The following is a 19,466-nucleotide window of genomic DNA, read 5'->3' on the forward strand; positions in this document are numbered from 1 at the left end:
ATTTAGTTAATACTACCTGGTAAAAAATCGATCATATTGAAAGGGAACAGTCGAATTAAAGCTCGGCCCCGGAATAATTCTTCTGGGACTGGTCCCCAGGCGCGTGAGTCTAGGCTCCAGTCACGATTGTCACCCATGACAAAATATTCTCCAGCTTCTAGTTTGCGATTTAAATTAACAGCCCCTAAACCATTAGTGTAGTTGGCTTGAGACTCGTCTAGTTTAACTGCCTCGCCAGTACTAGAGGTGACCGAAACTTGTTTACCTCTGATGGTGACTGTCTCACCAGGTAGGCCAATTACTCGTTTGATAAAATATTTGGATGGATCTTTCGGGTAATGGAAGACAGCTACTTCGCCGCGGATAGGAGAACGAAATTGATAGGATAGTTGATCTATTATTAAGTACTCGCGGTTTTTAAAAGTGGGAAACATGGAGTCGCCACTAACGATAAAAGGTTGAGCGACGAAAGTACGGATCGGGACAACAATGATGAGGATGGTAAGAGCGAAACGAACAGCTTCAATGAGTGATTTTTTTGACTCTGGAGTCATGAGATATTTTTTAGTAATAAAGATGCGGTAGATTGTACTGGAAAAAAGGCTTTGACGCAAGGGACTATTCCATTGTATAATTCGTTCGCCATGATCTGTTCGAAAAAATGCGCATAAATTTCTGGTGAAATTTTGCTATACTCGGCCCAGTCGGCCAGCGAAATATTTTTCTCACAGACATAGCTCATTCAACCCGTTTTAAATTCTTAATTTTCATGTACATCATTGCTGGTTTAGGTAATCCCGGAGAAGAATACGATAACACTCGTCATAATATTGGCCGCGAGGTGGTGACTTTGTTGGCTAATAAAAAAGTAAAAGATTTGGAGGTGGGTGAGTGGAAGACTGATAAAAAAATACAAGCCGAAGTGGCGACTTTTGAATACGGTCAGCAAAAAGGGAAATTGGTTTTACCAAATACTTTTATGAATTTGTCGGGAAAGACAATTGGTCCACTAATTACTAGTGTTAAAAAAGCCGAGAGTTTGGTGGTGATTCACGACGATTTAGATTTACCGTTGGGGAGATTTAAAATTGGTTTTGATCGAGGGTCAGGTGGTCATAAAGGAGTGGAATCAATCATTAAAAATATCAAGACTCGGGCTTTTGTGCGGGTGCGAGTGGGCATCTCTGGTAGTACCCCAACTGGTAAAATAAAAAAACCTCAAGGTGATGAGGCGGTTCAAGATTTTGTGTTGGGTCAATGGAAACCAAGAGAAGAGGAAATATTAAAAAATATGAAGAAAGAAATTGTAGATAGCTTGTTGGTGTTAATGGAATCTGGCCGAGTAGTAGCGATGAATCAGTTTAATTAGGTAAATATTTTTTTTGAGTAGTGGTATTAAAATAAAAAAGGAAGCCCCTAGATCCCGATTCAGGTAGATCTAAGGGGCTTTGGCAGGGAGAAGGATTCCACAACAATGAAGATGTGTGGGTCTTCCCCTTCGCAAAAAGAAACCGGTCGGCAAAATGGCCAACGGCTCACTTAATAGTAGCATCTTTTCGATTTATGTCAAGTATTTTAGGGATAAAGAAAAAGCCGGGCCCTGGTACGTGTGTACCTGGGTCCCGGTGATACATGGAGTGGGATGATTGGCTTAGTTTCGTTCTTGGCGCCGCTTGTCATCCGGCGTCTCAAAAGGAGCCAGTCGAATACGGCGTCCCGGCGGCTTATTCCAGACCCCGTCTGGGCACGTTGGTCGGGTGAAAAAACGCCCCTCTTCCACTACTGTGATTTCTTGGCTCCGCGGGGGAGCGACTGCGGTGTTCATTACCAATAATTCCTCCTGGTTGTGGTCCGGGGAAAATTGTAACACGCCTTGGTTTGGGTGTACAGAAAGACCCCGCCGGACTGAAGGTCCGGCGGGGTCTTATCTTGCCTAAAAATTTATTTCACTTCTTTGATTTCTTCCAATTTTTTCTCACCAAATGACAAAGTCATTCTTTGTTCTTTTGGTTCAAACAAGTTGATCGTAAACTTGTAAGTCTTACCTAATTCTAGTTTGTTTTTCAGATCTTCATCGTTGCCGAATTCGGAAATGTGAACCAAGCCAGCCACACCTTCTTCGATGGAAACTAGAGCGCCGTGTTTGTTGTATTTGATTACAACACCAGACACAAAGTCACCTTTTTTGTATTTTTTGTCAGCTTCCATCCAAGGGTTGGTTTTAAGAGCTTTGATTGACAAAGAGATTTTATCTTCTTTGACTTCAATGATTTTTGCTTTTACTTTATCTCCCACTTTGAAACTCTCGCGAGGGTTTTCCACTAAAGCCCAGTCAATTTCTGAGATGTGGACCAAGCCTTCTAGACCCTCTTCAATTTTTAAGAAGACACCGAAATCAACTGCTCCAGTGACTTCACCTTCTACGACATCACCGAGGTTGTAACGAGACACGATTTCTCGACGAGATTTGTTGTCAGTATTTTTCTCAGAGAAGATTAACTTGGCTTCACGAGGGTCGGCGCCAATGATTGTGACTTCAATTGGCTTACCAACAAATTTCTGTAACTCTTCCATGATTTTATCCTTGTCACCATCTTGAACTCGAGGATAATTTTCCGCTTTCAGTTGAGAGGCTGGTAAGAAGCCATCAATTCCTTGCCATTCGATAATCAAACCACCCTTATTAGCATCCTTAACAGGTAATTCGATTACAGTTTTGTGTTTGATCATCTTCTCGGCCTCGTTCCAGATCAGAGCCTGCTTGGCTTCTTTAAGAGATAACTCAATGTAACCATCTTCACCTTCGGTTTCTACTACTTTAGCTGTAACAGAGTCGCCAATGTTAACTTTTTTGATCACGTCGCGGGCATTTAGATATTCGCGACCAAAAATCAAACCAGTTCCAAATGGAGGAATGTCGATATAAAGAGTCAATTTACCTTTGGCAATAACGCGACCTTCCACTAAGCTACCTTTTTCTGGTGAACTAGGTGAATTTTTCATCACGTCATCCATTGGGCCTTTAACTATTTTTACTTCAGCTGATTCTGCAGCTTCGTCAGTTGCTTTAACAACTTTTGGTTTTTTTGTTTCAGACATAAAAAAATAACCTTAACTCCTGCTTGCGCGGAGCCCGAGACTCACCAGCCATTATGCTGGGCCGTACTCAGATTAATAATAAGCTAAGAATACTAAGAAAAAAGGAAAAAGTAAAGGGCTGGAAGGGGGGCCCAAGTGTTCCCCTTCCAGCCCAGGCGCCTTAGCGCAAGACAGGTGACTTCGTTCCCAGAGCGATCAGGGAATTAGTTTTCACCTGGCCCCCTTTGCAGGGGCATACGGTCTTGGTTCTGCCGTGACCGACGGAACCCTTCCCCTTACAACGTTTGCAAGGGGGCGCCTGCTGTCTCCTCACGTGGAGCCTATCTGCAGCCCACACGTAGTCTACATAATTACTTGGAAATGGCCAAGTTTTCTGTTATTATTAGAGGATGGTAATCACATATTATGGTGAAGCTTTTGTGCGGTTGCAATTTGGCGATATGGTTATTGCCACCAATCCGATTAGTCGTGATTTTGATGCTAAAGCGTCTAAATTTGGGGCTGATATTGCGTTAATTGCCCAAAAACACCCGTCAATGAATGGCCGCGATAGTGTTTCTTTTGGCACTAAAGAAGCTTTTGTGATTGATTCTCCAGGAGAATATGAGTTGTCGGGGGTGTTTGTTAAAGGCCTGCCGTCAGTTGGTCCGCACGGACGGATTAATACTATTTATAGTGTGGTTCTTGAAAGTATGAGTGTTGTTCACTTGGGTGGCCTTGCTTTAGACAAATTAACTCCAGATGCGCTTGAGGAGATTTCTAGTCCGGATATTTTGATTGTGCCGATTGGTGGGCAAGATTCTCTTGATCCTAAATCGGCAGCTAAATTTGCCACTAGTCTTGGTCCTAAGATTATTATTCCAGTTTTGTGTGGCGATAAAAAGGATGATTATTTGGCTCTATTTTTAAAAGATATAGGAGCTGATAAAGTCAGTCCCATAGACAAACTTTCTTTAAAGAAAAAAGATTTAGAAGGGAAAGAGGGTGAAGTAATAGTCTTGTCGTCGGTTAATTAATCGTTTTTATGTGGCTACTTGGATATCTAGATAAAGTGCGCCAAAGACCAGAAATAGAGCGACGCCGGTTGTTGGTGGTTTGGACTTCTTTGGGTACTTTATTGATCGTTGGTGGTTGGATCTTTAATTTGCTTTTTATTCTACCAACACCTAAAGTGGACCCACAAACAGCTTCTAGTACAGTGAAGGTGATCGAGCCTGAAAAAAGTTTTTTTACCAGAATCACCGATAATCTAGAGAGAGTAAAGGTCGGTTTTCAGGTGTTGACCGAAATTACGACTAAAAAAGTTGATTCCCTCAAGTAAAAACTGGTGATATACTAAAGCGTCACATCTTAAATTATGGCTGAAAAGAACAAAAAACCAATTGAAACTAGTGAGGTTAACGAGATTAATAAAACAGTCCCGGTTAACATTGTGACTGAGATGCGAGAATCTTACTTAGATTACTCGATGTCAGTGATCGTGGCTCGAGCCTTGCCAGATGTCCGTGATGGCCTCAAACCAGTTCACCGTCGCATTCTTTTCTCTATGCACGAACTAGGCTTAACTGCTTCAGCTAAATTCCGTAAGTCAGCGACTATTGTCGGTGATGTGTTAGGTAAATATCACCCGCACGGTGACGTGGCTTGTTATGACGCTTTGACCCGTATGGCTCAAGAGTTTTCGACTCGTTACCCACTTATTTTTGGTCAAGGTAACTTTGGATCAATTGATGGTGACTCACCAGCGGCTTATCGTTATACCGAAGCAAAAATGTCTCGGATTGCTGGTGAGTTGTTGCGTGATATCGAAAAAGAAACTGTTGATTATATTCCTAACTACGATGGTAGTCGCCGGGAGCCGGTGATTTTGCCGTCAGTGTTACCAAACTTACTTTTGAATGGAACTTTAGGTATTGCGGTTGGTATGGCGACCAAAATTCCACCTCACAATGCTGGGGAGCTTTTGAACGCTCTGATCCACATGATGGATAACAAGGACGTAACGACAGAGGACTTGTTGCAATTTGTAACTGGACCAGATTTTCCAACTGGCGGTTTAGTTTTTAATACAGCTGATATTCGCCATGCCTATGCTACTGGTAGAGGGGGAGTCTTGACTCGTGGTGAAGCGGAGATTGTGGAACAAAAAGCCGGTAATCATCAGATTATTGTTACTTCGATTCCTTATCAGGTAAACAAGTCTGATCTGATTGTGAAGATTGCTGACTTGGTCCGTGATAAAAAAATTGAAGGGATTCGTGATATCCGTGATGAATCAACGAAAGATATTCGAGTGGTGATTGACCTTAAAACCGGGGCTCATCCTCAGAAAGTTTTAAATGGTCTCTACAAACATACCGACCTGGAAGCCATGTTCCACTTCAATATGTTGGCTATTGTGGATGGGGTGCCGAAATTGTTGTCACTCAAATCTATTTTGGAAGAGTTTATTGCTCATCGTAAGGTGGTAGTAACTCGCCGCACTCAATACGATTTACGCAAAGCAGAGGAGCGGGCTCACATCTTAGAAGGTTTGAAAAAAGCTCTTGATCACATTGATGAAATCATCAAGTTGATCAAAAAATCCAAGGATACTGGCGAGGCTCATACCAATTTGGTTAAGCAGTTTAAATTGTCTGACATTCAGGCGACTGCTATTTTGGAAATGCGGTTACAAAAACTAGCTGGTCTAGAACGTCAGAAAATTGAAGATGAGTTGAAAGAAAAATTAGCTTTGATTGCAGAGCTTAAATCAATTTTGGCTGATGTGAAGAAGATGATCAAAATTATTCGCACTGAATTTGCTGAATTGAAAGAAAAATATAGTGACGATCGTCGAACTAAGGTGATTTCTTCTGGTGCTAAAGAAATTAACGTCGAAGATCTAATTCCTGAAAAAGAAAACATGTTGGTTTTGACAGCGGGTGGTTATATCAAACGAACTGATCCGACCGAGTATCGTTCTCAAAAGAGGGGTGGGGTTGGAGTGGTTGATTTAAACGTGAAAGAAGAAGATTTTGTCACTAACCTGCTAACCGCAAACACTCATAGTGATCTACTATTCTTTACTGATTCCGGTAAGGCTTATCAACTCAAAATGTATGAAATTCCAGAAGGTAAACGGGCGACTCGGGGTAAATCGATCATGAACTTTATTTCTTTGTCAGCTGAAGAAAAAGTGACTTCCATTTTAGCTTTCCCGAAGGCCCTCAAAGACACCAAATTGTCACTTATGATGGTAACTAAACAAGGCGTGGCTAAACGAGTTTCAGCCGAGAGCTTTAAAGATGTTCGTCGCAGCGGTATTATTGCGATCAAATTAAGTGATGGAGATGAGTTGTTATCTGTTTGCCCGGTGGATAAGGGTGATAGTGTAATTTTGACATCTAAACTTGGTCAATCTATTCGTTTTAAAGAAGCTGATATTCGGGAAATGGGTCGCGGGGCCGCTGGAGTGCGAGCTATGAAGCTTGGCAAAGCTGACGTTATTGTCGGAGCTGATACGGTCAAAAAAGAGGCAACTGATGCTGAGCTGCTCGTGATGGGTCGTAATGGTTTTGGTAAAAAAACCCCAATCAAAGATTACAAAATTCAAAAACGTGGCGGTTCAGGTATTAAGACGATTAAATTAACCAGCAAAACTGGAGAGTTGATCTCTAGTCGAGTACTAACTGGCGAAGAATCAGAAGTGGTGGCTATTTCTAAGCTGGGTCAAATCATTCGCACTGGCTTAGATGAGATTCCTAGTCTCGGCCGACAGACTCAAGGAGTCAGAATTATGAAGTTGCGAGCCGATGATAGTTTGGCATCCATAACTTGTTTGTAATATAATAAGAGGGTATGGCATTTGCTAATCCTCAAGAATTTGTTAAACAGCTAGATCTTAGTCCTCGTTCAACGGTGGCTGATTTTGGAGCTGGTTCTGGGGCCTGGACTTTGGCGCTCTCCAAATATTTAACCGGGGGAACCGTCTATGCGATTGATATCCAAAAAGAATTGTTGGGTAGTTTGCAAACTGAAGCCACAAAAGCTGGTCTAGCCAATATTCATTACTTGCAGGGTGATCTAGAGAGTCGCGGTGGTAGTAAGTTAGCTGATGAGGAAGTCGATGTGGTTTTAATTGCGAATATTTTATTTCAAAGTAAGTTGAAATATTCGATCGCTTTAGAGGCTAAGAGAATTCTAAAACGCACCGGTCAGGTGGTGGTGATTGAGTGGAAGGAATCTTTTGGTGGTATCGGACCAAAAGCGGAAGACGTTGTCTCAGCTAAAGAAATTCAGGAGGTGTTTGGTCAAGCTGGTTTCGTGGAGCAATCAACAATTGATGTTAGTGATCAACATTATGCTATGATATTTGTGAAGGGCTAATTTTTTTTATGAAGAAAATCAATATTTTTCAGATAGTTCTACTTTTCATCTTTGGGTTTGGTTTGGTCATTGGGGTGTTAATCTTTTCGGGTATATTACCTGGTTTTAAAAAGACAACCACTGTCAGTCAAAAGTCAGTGGTCATGTGGGGGGATATAGCAGTCAGTAAAGCATCTAATTTTATAGCTGAACTTAATCGAGCAAACAAAGATTCTTTTTTTGTCAGTTATGTTTATAAGGACCCTAGTACTTATGAGACTGAGTTAATCAATGCACTAGCTCACGGTAAGGGTCCGGATTTAATTCTTCTTCATGACAGATCAATTGTTAAGTTAGAAAAATTGATCGAGCCACTACCTTATACTTCTTTACGGGTAACTGATTTTAAGAATACTTTTATTGATGGAGCTAGTGTTTTCTTGACCTCGGTTGGCACTTTAGCTATTCCTATCAGTGTTGATCCGTTGGTGATGTATTACAACAAAGATCTTTATATTAAAGCTAATATTTTTCAACCGCCTCAAAATTGGTCTGGTTTCCAAAACAATCATAAGGTTTTAAACTCGGTTAGTGACCAGGGGATCATCTCTCAAAGCGGGGTAGCTTTAGGTAATTTCCCTAACATAAAAAACGCAAAAGAAATTTTACTGACTTTATTGATGCAGGCTGGTGCCCCTTTGGTTGTTAGAACACCTAATAATAATTACCAAGTGTCATTGGGTGATATTTCTGGCAATAGTAATAGTATTTACTCAGCTTTAGATTTCTTTACCAGATTTGCTACTCCAGGCCGAGCGGAATATTCTTGGAATAATTCATTTCCAGAAGCAGCTACCACCTTCACTAATGGCTTTACAGCTAATTATTTTGGTTTCGCTAGTGAAATCCAAACCCTGCGAGCTCTCAATCCTAATTTAAACTTAGCGATCACTTCTTTACCTCAAATAGACGAGGCTCCTCGACCTTTGACGTATGGTCGTTTGGATGGAGTGGCGGTTTTGAAAAGCTCCAAAAATAAATCAGTGGCTTTTTCAGTAGCTATAGCGATGTTTGATCGAGAAAATAGTGCTAAATTATCTGAGGCTTTATCATTAGCCTCTCCTCGCAAAGATTTATTGGTGCGTATTTCCAATGATGAATTTAAAGATCTCTTTAATCACTCAGCTTTGATTTCTAGTTCGTGGCTGGATCCAAATCCTGATGCTTCCAAAAAGGTATTTCAATCCAGCGCTAACGCTGTCACGATTGGTATTAATGGACCAGAAAAATCTATGTCTCAAATGTTCGAACAATTAAAAAATTTATTTTAATTAACAATGAATATAAATAAATTATCTTCAGGATTAATTATTTTATCTCTAGTTTTTGTTGGGCTATTTTTTATTGCGCCGGTGGTTGATGCTCAAGTGGTTAGCAAGTTGGTTCCTTGTGGTGACGCTGGACGACCAGACTGCACTTTTAAAGATTTAGCTCTTTTGATCACGGCGGTGATTAAGTTTCTGATTTTTCAAGTAGGAATATTGGTAGCCACCATTGTGATTATTTGGGGTGGGGTGCTTTATGTTTTGTATCCTTATAAACCAGGTTACAAAGATACTGCCAAAAAAATGATTACTGGTTCGATCGTGGGCCTACTTATTATGATGGGAGCGTATCTCATTGTTAAAACCCTGGTTACTAGTGTGGTCGGCCCTTCGGCTGATGACGCTAATCCAGCTGATAAGGCGGATTTGATTGAGGCGGTTAATAATACTTTTCAAGATTTACCAAATACTTCCCAGTCACCAAACTAGTAAGTATCTTTTCCCTTTGAATATTTAATTTGTTATGATTACTGGTATGAAAAAAATATGCAAATCACTTTATTTAAAAGGGTTGGGTATTTCGGTGTTTCTGGTGCCTTTATTGAGCTCGGCGACAACCGACGTTAACCCTGGTGGAGGGGACTCTTTTTCGCTGCAGATTGTTAACCCTCTCAGTGTTGGTAGTTTAGAGGGGCTGCTCGATTTATTACTGAAAATTTTATTACAGATTGGTATACCGGTGGTCACTTTTATGATCATTTGGTCTGGTTTCTTATTTATTAAAGCTCAAGGTAAAGAGGGTGAAGTGACCAAAGCCAAAGAAAATTTACAATGGGTCCTAATCGGGACAGCAATTGTGTTGGGGGTTGGTTCAATCTTAGCTATTATCAAAACAACTGTCGCTGCCTTGGGTGGTGGTGTTTAATTAAATCATGACATATTTAAAATCAAAGAAGTTTAGTTGCTTGAGTCTCGGTTTATTTTTAGTGGCTATCATCTTAGTTCCAACTTTAGCTTTAGCTCAACCTGGTGGTTTGCCTGGTGGAGCTGGTAACGGGTCGGGCGGGAACGGGGGTCCTTCAGGGGGGGATATTCCTGGTGGTGATGGTGGTTCTGGGACTATTCCGAATAATACCAACCAGGGCTGCGATCTATCAACGGCTACTTTTAAGACGCTGGTCGACTGTGTTCGTGATTCAATCGTGGTGCCTATTATTAACCTACTCTTGGCTTTGGCGGTCTTGGTCTTTTTTTGGGGCTTAGTCAAATATCTATATAAAGGTGATAACGACGCTGAGCGGACCAAAGGTAAAAGTTTGATGGCTTTTGGGATCATTGGACTTTTTGTAATGGTAAGTGTTTGGGGGATAGTTGGTTTGTTAACTGGAACTTTTTTTGGGGCTAGTGGTCCAGCAGGTGTTAATCCACCGGTTCCTCAGTTGCCAGCTAGTATTACTCTATAAGGGTGGTATAATGTTCTTATTATTAAATTGGGTCGTTTATTATTTTATTTTTTAAATTATATGAAGAAAGTTGTTGCAACAATTGGTTCTGGTTTAGCTTTGACGCCTTTCTTGGCTCTAGCTCAAAGTTTTGATCCGAATGGTTATATCGCAAGTATCATAACTTCCTTTAGTGGTTGGATTAATGTGCTTATCGGTATTTTGGTTACCTTGGCCGTTTTGGTTTTTATTTGGGGTTTGATCACTTACTTGCTTAATGCTAGTAATGAAGAAAAGCGCTCAGATTCAAAGTGGTATATGATTTATGGTATAGTTATTTTGTTCGTTATGGTTAGTATTTGGGGTCTAGTAGGGCTTCTTCAAAATATTACTGGAGCGGAATCTAACGTAGACGCTGGTGGTATTGATATTCCAACAGTAACAGGTACAGATATTCAGTAGCTAACGTGGTTATCATTGAAAATCTTAAGAGTCAGATATTAAACCCCTTGATTGGTTTCTTGTTTGTGTTGGCCACCCTCTACTTTGTGTGGGGAGTGTTCCAATTTATTCAAAATGCTGATAGTGATACTGGCCGACAGCAAGGTCGCGACAGTATCTTGTGGGGATTGTTTGGAATGTTCATCATGGTAGCCGTGTTTGGGATCATGTGGACTATTTGTAACACTGTTCAGTGTCAATAAATCTTAAGTAAGGGAAATAATAAAGCCGCCTCGCGTAAACGCTTGGCGGCTTTGTGGTTGGGAAACTCAAGGTGACAAATCGTCCCTACATCTTGTATAGGTAGACAGTCACCGTGGTTTCCTTACCATTGGTTGATTGGAACTTCAGTGTTCCGAGGTTGTTGAGATTGATGCCGTGGTTGACACCTTTCTCGGCTTGAGGGTTATCGGTGTAGGGCGCGTCCATATATGGCCTCACCCCGTTTCCCACGACCATGACCACGTCGTGGGGATTGAACGTGACCTTGTAGTGGCTAACCACAAGAGTCACTTCCAGGTCCTTCTCGCCGGTTTTGGCCTTCATCTTGCCTTCCCCGGCGCTCGCTGTTTCGCCAATAGTCTTGGACCAGCCGGTGGCTGGTACAGAGACAGTGAACTTGGCGATGTCGTGTGCTCCCTCCGGTAACGGGCCGATCCGTTTGGGGTCGACCTTGGTTCCAGGTAGGGTGGGGAGACTCAAGTTCTGGAAAACAACCTTAGGGTCTGTTTCACCTAACCCATTAGCATTAGCTAGTGGAGTCAGAATCAACAAGAGTAACCCAGTGGTCAAGGCCGCTTTCCAGAAGCGTGACCTTCCAATCCTGACGGCGTCTTTCTCGTAGGAGAGAAAGTACGAACCGCCAGCCATGAGAAGGACTACCATTGCGATGATGGTGTAGCCCGTGTTGGTCACGAACCACAAGAACCAGGCTGGGAACACCCACCAGGTGGCGAAGACCACCACAGTCCAGTAGGCGACCCAGGCACCAGTTAGGAATGGATCCCACTCTGGACCTTTCGGTTTAGGGGCTGTTACGGGAGTGCCACCAGCAGTGGTTGTCCTGGGAGTTGGGCCTCCTGTAGATTTCCACATTTTTCTGACATCATCCCAGTATCGGAAGAGGGCTACTAACCCGATTCCGAGTAAGGCGATTGCTACCGAACTCATGAAGTAGAACCTTTCTTTTTCCTCGCCGGCTTTTGAGTGGCTGGCGGAGTCGTAGGTTGAGTCTCCGGTTTTGTTTCAGAGACTTTTTTCAGGGTTTGGGCGATTTGGGTTGCTATCCCCGAGATACCCCCATCGCCGATAATGTGCACGGCATTGGGGTTGCTCAGGCCTGCCTTGGCCGCGTCAATGACAAGGGCCTCTTGGCCCGACACTCCCGTGGCGGTTTGGATTTTTTTGAGTCCAGCCGCCTCGGCAGTCATCATTCGCAGGTGGTTGTTAGCGAGAGCTTCCCCTGCGCGTTGTGTTTCCACCCCTTTCCCAATAGACTCAGCGATTTTTTGGATCTCTGCGTTGAGGGAGTGACTGGTCAACACCTTGAAGTTTTTGACCTGAGTGAATCTCAAGCCAATCTCGTCTTCTATCAGTTTTCGCAGGGCGTTAACCGATAGTCTTTTGATATCTGGTCTGGTTGTGGTGGTCACCTCTTTGTAGTCTATCCTGTTCTCTGCGAGAGCTTCCAGGACATATCGGGTGACGTAGCGGCTGATAGCATCAACATTACGTTGTGCGCGGGCCGCCGTGCCTACCTGGCAGACTGAGCGCATCCCACTTTCGATCAGGTCTCGGACGTAATTTGTGGCGTCCTCGATCGAGTCGAAAGCGATGTCAAACCGCAAGCCTTTGGTGATTTGCATTGTGTAGGACGCCGACACCTCCGCAATGACCCGGGTTTTAAGCGGGTCCTTGTATTGATCGGCTATCTCATCCTTAACTTGTCCCTTGTCTGGTTTTACCACCACTGCCGGGACGAAGTTGTATTTTTCCTCGGTGGCGGGATCTCCCAAAGTTGGAGTAATTGTCACCGTCTGACTCAGTATATCTTCTTCGTCGGCAGGATCAGCGGATTCAAACGGCACAAAAATTGGTTCTATCCAATAATCTGGTACCATCTTCCCACTGGCATCCTTTTTCATCCCTTTTGGCTCAGAGGGTAGTGGTTGCGGATTTCCTTGGTCGTCCTTTCCCCTCCAGAGATCTTCTGGGTTGGCAGGTACTTCTCGGGTGATGATCGCTCTCGGGTAACGATTGACGGTTGTCAGTCCCCAAAATCCAGGGACGATACCAGCATCGATTGATCCGATGCGATAGCCCAGAAATTGAAGGACCCCCACATCTTTCGCGCCGTCCACTTTGGTGTGAATGGTGCCGTAGAGACAGTAGGCAATCCACCAGATCAGTACGACGTTTCTCCAGTTGATACTGGTGGACGTCTCATTTTGATTTTCCACCGGCAGGCCGTTAGGCATTGCCAAGTAGATGATCACAAAGATTGCTACCATAACCACGATGGACCATCCTGAATACTGACGGGTTGTCATCTTCTTTTCTCCTGGTTTTTGCCCTTAAGCAAACACCTTTTTGTTTGTTTCCAATCAACTGTCAACGACCTTTCAATATCTCTACAGCAGGGGATAATAGCCCCAACTGAGTATCTTTACTTCCACTCTCTATTATATCAGGTTTTATGAAAAAGTCAAGGGGTCTTAAATAACAAAATACCCCTGAGAATTAGGGGGATTTTACTACAAATCCAGGCGAGGGGAGACTCGCCCGCGACTAAATTTTTTGTCGACACAAAAAATTTGTCTGGGCACCACCTCGGCCCCAAACTCTGCTGAGTCTGGACTGCGTGGCCTCCGGTGTTCGAGTCTCCCCTCGCCCCTACAAAATAAAAAGCCCCAAAGCTATCGCTTTGAGACTTAATATTTTGTGAGCGAGGGGAGACTCGAACTCCCAACCCGTGAGGGACTAGTTCCTAAGACTAGCGCGTATACCAATTCCGCCACTCGCCCGATGTTTTGTTGTGAGAAATTCGGTCACAAATAATTTTGCTGTGCAAAATTTTCGCGACCCCGCCTCGGTCACAGTCTTCGACTGGCTTTGCGACCTGTGGCTTTCGAATCCCTCACAGGGACTACCAAACAATATTCATTCAATATTTTATATTGAATTCATTTGTTTGGTGCCCTGTGAGGGATTCGAACCCCCGACCATCTCCTTAAGAGGGAGTTGCTCTACCAACTGAGCTAACAGGGCAATTGTAGGATTATAGTTTATTTGAGGGGGAAATTCAATTTTATAACCAAGTAAGTTGGGACTCTCCTTTGACTTAAAATTTTCTACCCGAAAATTTTAGTCTAGGCACCGCCTCGCGCCGAAATGTTGCTACATTTCGACTTCGTGCGCTCCGGCGTTCGAGTCCCACCCAAAATTTAACTTTGTTAAATTTGTGCCCGGGGTGGGACTCGAACCCACAAGGCTTGCGCCACACGATTTTAAGTCGTGCGTGTATACCATTCCACCACCCGGGCATATTTTTTAAAATCAATTTGCTACTGCAATTTGATTTTTGAGGCGTGGGCGGGAATCGAACCCGCGTATAAAGCTTTTGCAGAGCTTCGCCTTACCACTTGGCCACCACGCCTGTAAGTTTAAATTGTATCTGCTTCGATATCAACTAATGCCTCATTCGAAGCAAGAGCGATGTCGATACGAGGCACATTACCGATTTTTGTCTCATTACGCAAATATTCATACAGGTCGGTTCTGAGACGCTTAAGTTCTTTCAATACCTCATCGGTAGCGGTATCTGGGAGAACTGAGACGAAGACAGTCGCACTAGCGTTGTTTTTTTCCAATACACAACCAGTGACGGTTACTAGAGCTCGAGAAGCAACATTGCGCACAAAAAATTCTGCCGCGGTGCGAGTAATAACCTCTTCAACTCGTTTGTGATGTTTGGTGTAATCGTCCATGGTTAATTATAGGCTATTTAGCCACTCGTTCAAATATTTCTAAAATATCACCAGGGGCAATAACGATCTTGGAATCAATCATGGTTCCAAATTGACCAGGTGGTTCAACGCGGTCGGTCTTGGCTTTATGTTGTTCAAGTTCGGCCACTTTACCTCGACCAATTTCAATGTCGCGACGGATAATTTTAATTTCTTTGCCTTTAACAAAGACACCGTCTAAGACTTGACCCCCGACTACTTGTTTATCTTTGTTGGCACTGAAACATTTTAGAATTTTGGCTCGGCCGGTTGTTTCTTCGATAGTCACTTTTGGTCGGCGTTTAGATACCTCCTCAGCTAGCCACTCAGCTAGTTTGTAAATAATATCAAAAGTGACAATGGTAACATCAAATCGTTCAGCAATATCTTTGGCACTAGTGTCAGTTTTGACTTGGAAGCCTAAAATAATAGCGGAGTTTGAACCACTGCCTAGTTTGGCATCGTTGTCGGTGATAGCTCCAATACTCTTGCCGATAATTTTCAGGCGAACTCGTTCATCAACAATTTTTAAAACTTCTTTTTCGACTGCTTCCAAGGTGCCAATAGTATCAGCTTTGATAATGATTGGTATTTCAATTGCATCAGCTCCTAGTTCTGGAGTGTGACTTGGGTTGTTGGTATTAGCACCTAGGGTGCGACCAGTTTTTTCATGATGATCAGCCGCTTTCTTGTCCTTTAAGCCGTTGATAATAGCTCCGACGGCTGGTACTTCAGCAAAACCGTAAAGAAGAACAGGGGAGGATAAGGTGGCTTCTTTTAAGGGTTGGCCTAAAAAGTTTTCCATCTTTTTAATTTTAGCTACCACTCCTTCGACGCCAACATAGTCACCTAAGTGTAGGGTTCCATTTTTAATAATAGCTGTAACGGTCACTCCAATTTTTGGGTCACGATTGGTTTCCAAAATCAAAGCTTCGCCAGGCAGGCTAGGGTCGCCACTTTTTGCTTCTAGATCTGAAACTAAAATAAGTAGATCCAGTAAATCATCAATCCCCTCACCAGTTTTAGCTGAAATATTAACACTAGGAATAGTACCTCCATATGACTCAACAAAGACTTCCTGTTCGGCTAATTCTTGTTTGACTTTATCGGGGTTGGCATTGGGTCGGTCGATTTTGTTGATAGCAACAACAAAGGGCACCCCAGCTTCTTTGACTGATTTGAGAGCCTCAATAGTTTGAGCTTTGACTCCTTCTTCAGCGGAGACCAACAAAATAGCAATATCAGAAATTTGGGCGCCACGGTTACGCATGGAAGAAAAAGCTTCATGACCAGGTGTATCTAAGAAGGTGATGGTGTGTTCCTTTCCTTCGGTGACATGTTTAACTTCATAAGCGCTAACATGTTGAGTAATACCACCCGCTTCACCCGCGACAGTGTTTGATTTACGAATATAATCAAGCAAGGTTGATTTGCCGTGGTCAATATGACCAACAACAACCACGACAGGTGGTTTGGCTTTAATTGTAGATTGAGAATTATTAGTCATATATTTTAACGTTTGGCGGCTTCAGCAATTGATTGTCTCTCTTCCTCAGTTAGCTCGTAGGTAGATTGTTGATGGGTCAAAGGTTTAGCATAAACTGAGACTTTATCTCGAGTATAAATACTAGACACGACGACGCCGTCTCCACTATCGTCCATCAAGCAGGTAGCAAAACTTTGATTGCCACCATGATCTTTGAAAGGATTAAAACGAACGGTGTGGAATTTGCTTAGAGTGCGACGAAGTCTTTGTTCAATATTATCTAAGCGCTTGGTTCCTTGATTTGTCTGACTAAAAAGTTCGTCTATCGCTTGACCGATGTCGGCGATAATCCCTTCAAAGTTGGTTGCTTTTTTACCACGAAACAAGCGACCTAGACGTATTTCTAGATAAACAATCCAGGCTAATAGTATCAAGATCAAAACTAGGAGGCCTGGGACGACCAATTGTGAAGCAAGTGTCGGCACAGTGCCAAAAATCATACCTTATTTTACGGCTTTTTGCAAAAAAGACCGTAAACGGTACAATGCGGAGATGGGTTTATTTAGTCAAAGGATTTACGCCGATACTGCAGCCACAACGTCGATTGATCGACGAGTCTTGGCGGTGTTATGGTCAAATTTAAAAAATAGTTTTGGTAACGCCTCTAGTTTGTATGTCGAAGGGGTAAAAGCTGATCGAATATTGCAAGAATCCAGACGAGTGGTAGCTTCTATTTTAAGTGCTCAACCAGACGAGATTGTTTTTACTAGTGGAGGAACTGAGGGCAACAACTTAGCTTTCAGAGGGGTGTATGAAGCTTTTAAACAACAGACTGGTAGTGATGGGGAGATTATTGTTTCGGCTATAGAACATCAGTCTGTACTGGAAGCGGCCAAAAGTTGTGAAAAACTGGGAGCTAAGATAATAATTTTGCCGGTTGATCAACAAGGCTTTGTTGATATTAAAGTTTTGAAAGAGATTCTTAATGATAAGACGGTCCTCGTATCAGTAGCTTATGCTAATAATGAAATAGGAACAATTGCTGATATTTCCGCTATTGCTAAAGTGTTAAGACATTGGCGCAAGCAAAATGGCGATAGTGATTATCCTTACTTTCACACGGACGCCTGTCAGGCTCCAAGATTTCTACCACTGAAAGTTGAGTCTTTAGGTGTTGATTTGCTGACGCTCAACGGTTCGAAAATTTACGGTCCAAAAGGAGTGGGGGCTTTGTATATTCGTCGAGGTAAAAAAATAACACCAATCTTGCCTGGTGGTGGCCAGGAATTTGGTTTACGATCGGGTACCCAAAATATTCCAGCGATTGCTGGTTTGGCTAAAGCGCTACAACTAACAGAAACTTTAAAAGCTCAAGAAGTGATTTATTTAAGTGGTTTGCGTGATCAACTGATAAATTTAATCAATCAATTAATACCAGGGGCTGTTTTTTATGGTCCAGTGGGTGATAAGCGATTACCAAATAATGTTAACGTTGGGTGGCCAGGAGTTGAAGCCGAAGCGGTGGTGATTGGTCTGGATGCTTTAGGGATTTCAATTTCGACTGGCAGTGCTTGCTCTTCTAAAGCTAAACCAGAATCTCATGTGTTGAAAGCATTGGATGCTAATAATAAACTAACTTCAGTTCGGATTACTTTAGATCGTCGAGCTTCGCTAAAAGATATTTCTAAAATTGCCAAGAGTCTAAAAAAGGTGATTGAACGGATTAAAATTGGTCAAAAATTAGTGGCTTAATTAATGTGATATAATTAGCGGTAATTATTAATTTAACTTATTTTTTTAATGCACACCCTACCAGCTTTATCTTACGGTTACGACGCTTTAGAACCATATATTGATGCTGAGACGATGAGACTTCATCACACTAAGCATCATCAGACTTATGTTGATAAATTGAATACTGCTTTGGCGGATTATCCGGATTGGCAAAACAAATCAATTGAAGACTTGTTGCAAAATTTTTCCTCTGTGCCAGAAGCTATAAAAAAAGTGGTGAAGAATCATGGTGGTGGCCACGCTAACCATACTTTGTGGTGGCAAATTATTGGTCCAGCCACTGGCGGTCAAAATCTTCCCGGGGGAGAGTTGTTGATCAAATTGGAAGCCAGTTTCGGTAGTTTTGAAGAATTTAAACAAAAATGGCTAGACACCGCTTTGACTGTTTTTGGTTCGGGTTGGATTTGGTTGGTTGTCGAAGGGGATAGTTTAGTGATTACCACCTCAGCTAATCAAGATTCATTATTAATGGAAGGGAAAAAACCGATCTTGGGTTTAGATGTCTGGGAGCATGCTTATTATCTGAAATATCAGAATCGTCGGGCCGATTACGTGAATAATTTTTTTGCTGTCATTAATTGGTCAGAGGTAGCTAAAAAAATGACTGAAAAATAAAGCTTTACTAGGGGTTTGCCTTTTTTAGTTTACTAACTTAGTATTAAGATAATGCACGAATTAAATAATCATCAACTTATTTTATTAACCCTACTAGTTAGTTTTGTGACCTCTGTTGCTACTGGTATTTTGACTGTGTCCTTTCTTGATCAGGCTCCGATGGAGGTGACTAGAACTATTAATCGAGTAGTAGAACACACGGTTGAAAGGGTGGTCCCTGGTGGGATTCAAACTATTGTCAAAGAGGTGCCTGTCATCGTAACGGAGGAGGCTTTGGTTGTAAAAGCGATCAATAGTGCCTCTGGAGCGGTGGTTCAAATTCTCGATACTTCCAACTCACCTACCAAACAAGTTGGTTCTGGTTTTCTAGTGGAACCGAAAGGTTTTATCCTGACTAAATCTGAAGTCTCTAGTACGAAACCGGTTTATCAAGTATCAATAGAATCCGGTCAGACTTTCCCGGTAGAAGTAGTCAAACAAGATAAAAGTGACAAAGTGGTGGTTTTGAAAGTTAAAGCTGATAGACTTGATGATTTCATTAAACAAACAGAAAAAATTGACCCTCTAAAGATTTCAACTAAAGATGTGATTGTTGGTCAAAGTGTGATTGGGATGGGATCTGGAGCTGGGGGTAATAACGTTGTCTCTGTCAGTATTATTGCTAGCTTCAACGCTTCTAGTACCGATGCCTTGATTAAAACCAACGCCTCGACTCCTGATAACAGTGGTGGACCGTTGCTTGATATTCATGGTGAGGTAGTGGGTATGAACTTAACTTCGGGAACTGGTTTACCTAAAGAGTTACTCAAATTGATTATTGACTCAGTTAAATAATTATTTTATAGTCTGAGAC

The 19,466-nt window shown here is 42.4% G+C and carries 21 protein-coding genes and 4 tRNA genes; 14 read left to right on the forward strand and 11 right to left on the reverse strand.

Features of this window, described 5'->3' with window-relative positions; genetic code table 11:
• Nucleotides 1-2: 2 nt before the first annotated feature.
• The gene (lepB, locus tag K8Q91_00990; protein MCE9628555.1) at nt 3-614 is read right to left on the reverse strand and encodes a signal peptidase I; all 612 of its coding nucleotides are present in this window, start codon (nt 612-614) and stop codon (nt 3-5) included.
• Nucleotides 615-769: 155 nt separating this feature from the next.
• Here lepB and pth point away from each other — a divergent pair, with 155 nt between their 5' ends.
• On the forward strand, nt 770-1,369 hold the full coding sequence (gene pth / locus K8Q91_00995; protein MCE9628556.1) for an aminoacyl-tRNA hydrolase: 600 nt from the start codon (nt 770-772) through the stop codon (nt 1,367-1,369).
• A gap of 572 nt (nt 1,370-1,941) precedes the next feature.
• On the opposite strand, the gene K8Q91_01000 is transcribed toward pth, so the two are convergent.
• Nucleotides 1,942-3,099 (reverse strand): S1 RNA-binding domain-containing protein, encoded by a 1,158-nt coding sequence (locus K8Q91_01000; GenBank protein ID MCE9628557.1) that lies wholly within the window; start codon nt 3,097-3,099, stop codon nt 1,942-1,944.
• Nucleotides 3,100-3,488: 389 nt separating this feature from the next.
• Between K8Q91_01000 and K8Q91_01005 the strand changes: the two genes are divergently transcribed.
• Genes K8Q91_01005 through K8Q91_01050 form a run of 10 tightly spaced genes read left to right on the forward strand, consistent with a single transcriptional unit; the run spans nt 3,489 to nt 10,917 of the window.
• A complete protein-coding gene (locus tag K8Q91_01005; GenBank protein ID MCE9628558.1) occupies nt 3,489-4,115 on the forward strand; it encodes an MBL fold metallo-hydrolase in 627 nt (208 codons plus the stop codon).
• Between the two features lie 8 nt (nt 4,116-4,123).
• Nucleotides 4,124-4,420 (forward strand): hypothetical protein, encoded by a 297-nt coding sequence (locus K8Q91_01010; protein MCE9628559.1) that lies wholly within the window; start codon nt 4,124-4,126, stop codon nt 4,418-4,420.
• A 36-nt stretch (nt 4,421-4,456) separates the two neighbouring features.
• Nucleotides 4,457-6,925: a DNA gyrase subunit A gene (gene gyrA, locus K8Q91_01015; protein ID MCE9628560.1), complete on the forward strand. Its 2,469-nt coding sequence runs from the start codon at nt 4,457-4,459 to the stop codon at nt 6,923-6,925.
• A 14-nt stretch (nt 6,926-6,939) separates the two neighbouring features.
• Nucleotides 6,940-7,467, forward strand: a complete 528-nt coding sequence (locus K8Q91_01020; GenBank protein ID MCE9628561.1) for a class I SAM-dependent methyltransferase — start codon at nt 6,940-6,942, stop codon at nt 7,465-7,467.
• Between the two features lie 8 nt (nt 7,468-7,475).
• Nucleotides 7,476-8,777: an extracellular solute-binding protein gene (locus K8Q91_01025; GenBank protein MCE9628562.1), complete on the forward strand. Its 1,302-nt coding sequence runs from the start codon at nt 7,476-7,478 to the stop codon at nt 8,775-8,777.
• A 6-nt stretch (nt 8,778-8,783) separates the two neighbouring features.
• Nucleotides 8,784-9,260, forward strand: a complete 477-nt coding sequence (locus tag K8Q91_01030; protein MCE9628563.1) for a pilin — start codon at nt 8,784-8,786, stop codon at nt 9,258-9,260.
• Nucleotides 9,261-9,306: 46 nt separating this feature from the next.
• Nucleotides 9,307-9,696 carry a hypothetical protein gene (locus K8Q91_01035; protein MCE9628564.1) on the forward strand — a complete coding sequence of 130 codons (390 nt, stop codon included), beginning with the start codon at nt 9,307-9,309 and terminating at the stop codon, nt 9,694-9,696.
• A gap of 7 nt (nt 9,697-9,703) precedes the next feature.
• On the forward strand, nt 9,704-10,234 hold the full coding sequence (locus K8Q91_01040) for a hypothetical protein (GenBank protein ID MCE9628565.1): 531 nt from the start codon (nt 9,704-9,706) through the stop codon (nt 10,232-10,234).
• A 60-nt stretch (nt 10,235-10,294) separates the two neighbouring features.
• Entirely contained in the window at nt 10,295-10,675 is a 381-nt protein-coding gene (locus tag K8Q91_01045) for a hypothetical protein (protein MCE9628566.1), read from the forward strand.
• A 5-nt stretch (nt 10,676-10,680) separates the two neighbouring features.
• Entirely contained in the window at nt 10,681-10,917 is a 237-nt protein-coding gene (locus K8Q91_01050; GenBank protein ID MCE9628567.1) for a hypothetical protein, read from the forward strand.
• An 85-nt stretch (nt 10,918-11,002) separates the two neighbouring features.
• Here K8Q91_01050 and K8Q91_01055 read toward each other — a convergent pair whose 3' ends face one another.
• From K8Q91_01055 to K8Q91_01095, 9 genes are all read right to left on the reverse strand, one after another.
• Complete coding sequence (locus tag K8Q91_01055; GenBank protein MCE9628568.1) at nt 11,003-11,884, reverse strand: hypothetical protein; 882 nt, start codon at nt 11,882-11,884, stop codon at nt 11,003-11,005.
• On the reverse strand, nt 11,881-13,074 hold the full coding sequence (locus K8Q91_01060; protein MCE9628569.1) for a hypothetical protein: 1,194 nt from the start codon (nt 13,072-13,074) through the stop codon (nt 11,881-11,883). Before K8Q91_01060 ends, K8Q91_01055 begins: the two co-directional genes overlap by 4 nt.
• A 581-nt stretch (nt 13,075-13,655) precedes the next feature.
• Nucleotides 13,656-13,737 (reverse strand) — tRNA-Leu (locus tag K8Q91_01065).
• A gap of 168 nt (nt 13,738-13,905) precedes the next feature.
• Nucleotides 13,906-13,981, reverse strand: a tRNA-Lys gene (locus tag K8Q91_01070).
• 194 nt (nt 13,982-14,175) lie between these two features.
• Nucleotides 14,176-14,256: transfer RNA gene (locus K8Q91_01075), tRNA-Leu, on the reverse strand.
• Nucleotides 14,257-14,297: 41 nt separating this feature from the next.
• Nucleotides 14,298-14,369, reverse strand: a tRNA-Cys gene (locus K8Q91_01080).
• Between the two features lie 7 nt (nt 14,370-14,376).
• Nucleotides 14,377-14,700: a ribosome-binding factor A gene (locus tag K8Q91_01085; GenBank protein ID MCE9628570.1), complete on the reverse strand. Its 324-nt coding sequence runs from the start codon at nt 14,698-14,700 to the stop codon at nt 14,377-14,379.
• Nucleotides 14,701-14,713: 13 nt separating this feature from the next.
• Complete coding sequence (gene infB / locus K8Q91_01090; protein ID MCE9628571.1) at nt 14,714-16,225, reverse strand: translation initiation factor IF-2; 1,512 nt, start codon at nt 16,223-16,225, stop codon at nt 14,714-14,716.
• Nucleotides 16,226-16,230: 5 nt separating this feature from the next.
• Nucleotides 16,231-16,704: a DUF4446 family protein gene (locus tag K8Q91_01095; protein ID MCE9628572.1), complete on the reverse strand. Its 474-nt coding sequence runs from the start codon at nt 16,702-16,704 to the stop codon at nt 16,231-16,233.
• 52 nt (nt 16,705-16,756) lie between these two features.
• Here K8Q91_01095 and K8Q91_01100 point away from each other — a divergent pair, with 52 nt between their 5' ends.
• From K8Q91_01100 to K8Q91_01110, 3 genes are read left to right on the forward strand one after another with little or no spacing between them, the layout of a single operon-like run.
• Complete coding sequence (locus K8Q91_01100; protein MCE9628573.1) at nt 16,757-17,956, forward strand: cysteine desulfurase; 1,200 nt, start codon at nt 16,757-16,759, stop codon at nt 17,954-17,956.
• Between the two features lie 48 nt (nt 17,957-18,004).
• Nucleotides 18,005-18,613 (forward strand): superoxide dismutase, encoded by a 609-nt coding sequence (locus tag K8Q91_01105; protein MCE9628574.1) that lies wholly within the window; start codon nt 18,005-18,007, stop codon nt 18,611-18,613.
• Nucleotides 18,614-18,664: 51 nt separating this feature from the next.
• Complete coding sequence (locus tag K8Q91_01110; protein MCE9628575.1) at nt 18,665-19,447, forward strand: S1C family serine protease; 783 nt, start codon at nt 18,665-18,667, stop codon at nt 19,445-19,447.
• The last annotated feature ends 19 nt before the right edge of the window (nt 19,448-19,466 follow it).

The sequence above is a fragment of the Candidatus Vogelbacteria bacterium genome, from assembly GCA_021414225.1.
Classification (GTDB): domain Bacteria; phylum Patescibacteriota; class Minisyncoccia; order Phycocordibacterales; family XYD1-FULL-46-19; genus JAIOOX01.

Bases quoted from the DNA above. Each gene is read 5' to 3' on its own strand.
- K8Q91_01085 (MCE9628570.1), bottom strand. From the start codon at position 14,700: ATGGACGATTACACCAAACATCACAAACGAGTTGAAGAGGTTATTACT.
- gyrA (MCE9628560.1), top strand. From the start codon at position 4,457: ATGGCTGAAAAGAACAAAAAACCAATTGAAACTAGTGAGGTTAACGAG.
- K8Q91_01005 (MCE9628558.1), top strand. From the start codon at position 3,489: ATGGTAATCACATATTATGGTGAAGCTTTTGTGCGGTTGCAATTTGGC.
- K8Q91_01095 (MCE9628572.1), bottom strand. From the start codon at position 16,704: ATGATTTTTGGCACTGTGCCGACACTTGCTTCACAATTGGTCGTCCCA.
- K8Q91_01105 (MCE9628574.1), top strand. From the start codon at position 18,005: ATGCACACCCTACCAGCTTTATCTTACGGTTACGACGCTTTAGAACCA.
- K8Q91_01030 (MCE9628563.1), top strand. From the start codon at position 8,784: ATGAATATAAATAAATTATCTTCAGGATTAATTATTTTATCTCTAGTT.
- K8Q91_01035 (MCE9628564.1), top strand. From the start codon at position 9,307: ATGAAAAAAATATGCAAATCACTTTATTTAAAAGGGTTGGGTATTTCG.
- K8Q91_01045 (MCE9628566.1), top strand. From the start codon at position 10,295: ATGAAGAAAGTTGTTGCAACAATTGGTTCTGGTTTAGCTTTGACGCCT.
- K8Q91_01055 (MCE9628568.1), bottom strand. From the start codon at position 11,884: ATGAGTTCGGTAGCAATCGCCTTACTCGGAATCGGGTTAGTAGCCCTC.
- K8Q91_01020 (MCE9628561.1), top strand. From the start codon at position 6,940: ATGGCATTTGCTAATCCTCAAGAATTTGTTAAACAGCTAGATCTTAGT.
- infB (MCE9628571.1), bottom strand. From the start codon at position 16,225: ATGACTAATAATTCTCAATCTACAATTAAAGCCAAACCACCTGTCGTG.
- K8Q91_01000 (MCE9628557.1), bottom strand. From the start codon at position 3,099: ATGTCTGAAACAAAAAAACCAAAAGTTGTTAAAGCAACTGACGAAGCT.
- K8Q91_01025 (MCE9628562.1), top strand. From the start codon at position 7,476: ATGAAGAAAATCAATATTTTTCAGATAGTTCTACTTTTCATCTTTGGG.
- K8Q91_01010 (MCE9628559.1), top strand. From the start codon at position 4,124: ATGTGGCTACTTGGATATCTAGATAAAGTGCGCCAAAGACCAGAAATA.
- K8Q91_01040 (MCE9628565.1), top strand. From the start codon at position 9,704: ATGACATATTTAAAATCAAAGAAGTTTAGTTGCTTGAGTCTCGGTTTA.
- K8Q91_01100 (MCE9628573.1), top strand. From the start codon at position 16,757: ATGGGTTTATTTAGTCAAAGGATTTACGCCGATACTGCAGCCACAACG.
- K8Q91_01110 (MCE9628575.1), top strand. From the start codon at position 18,665: ATGCACGAATTAAATAATCATCAACTTATTTTATTAACCCTACTAGTT.
- pth (MCE9628556.1), top strand. From the start codon at position 770: ATGTACATCATTGCTGGTTTAGGTAATCCCGGAGAAGAATACGATAAC.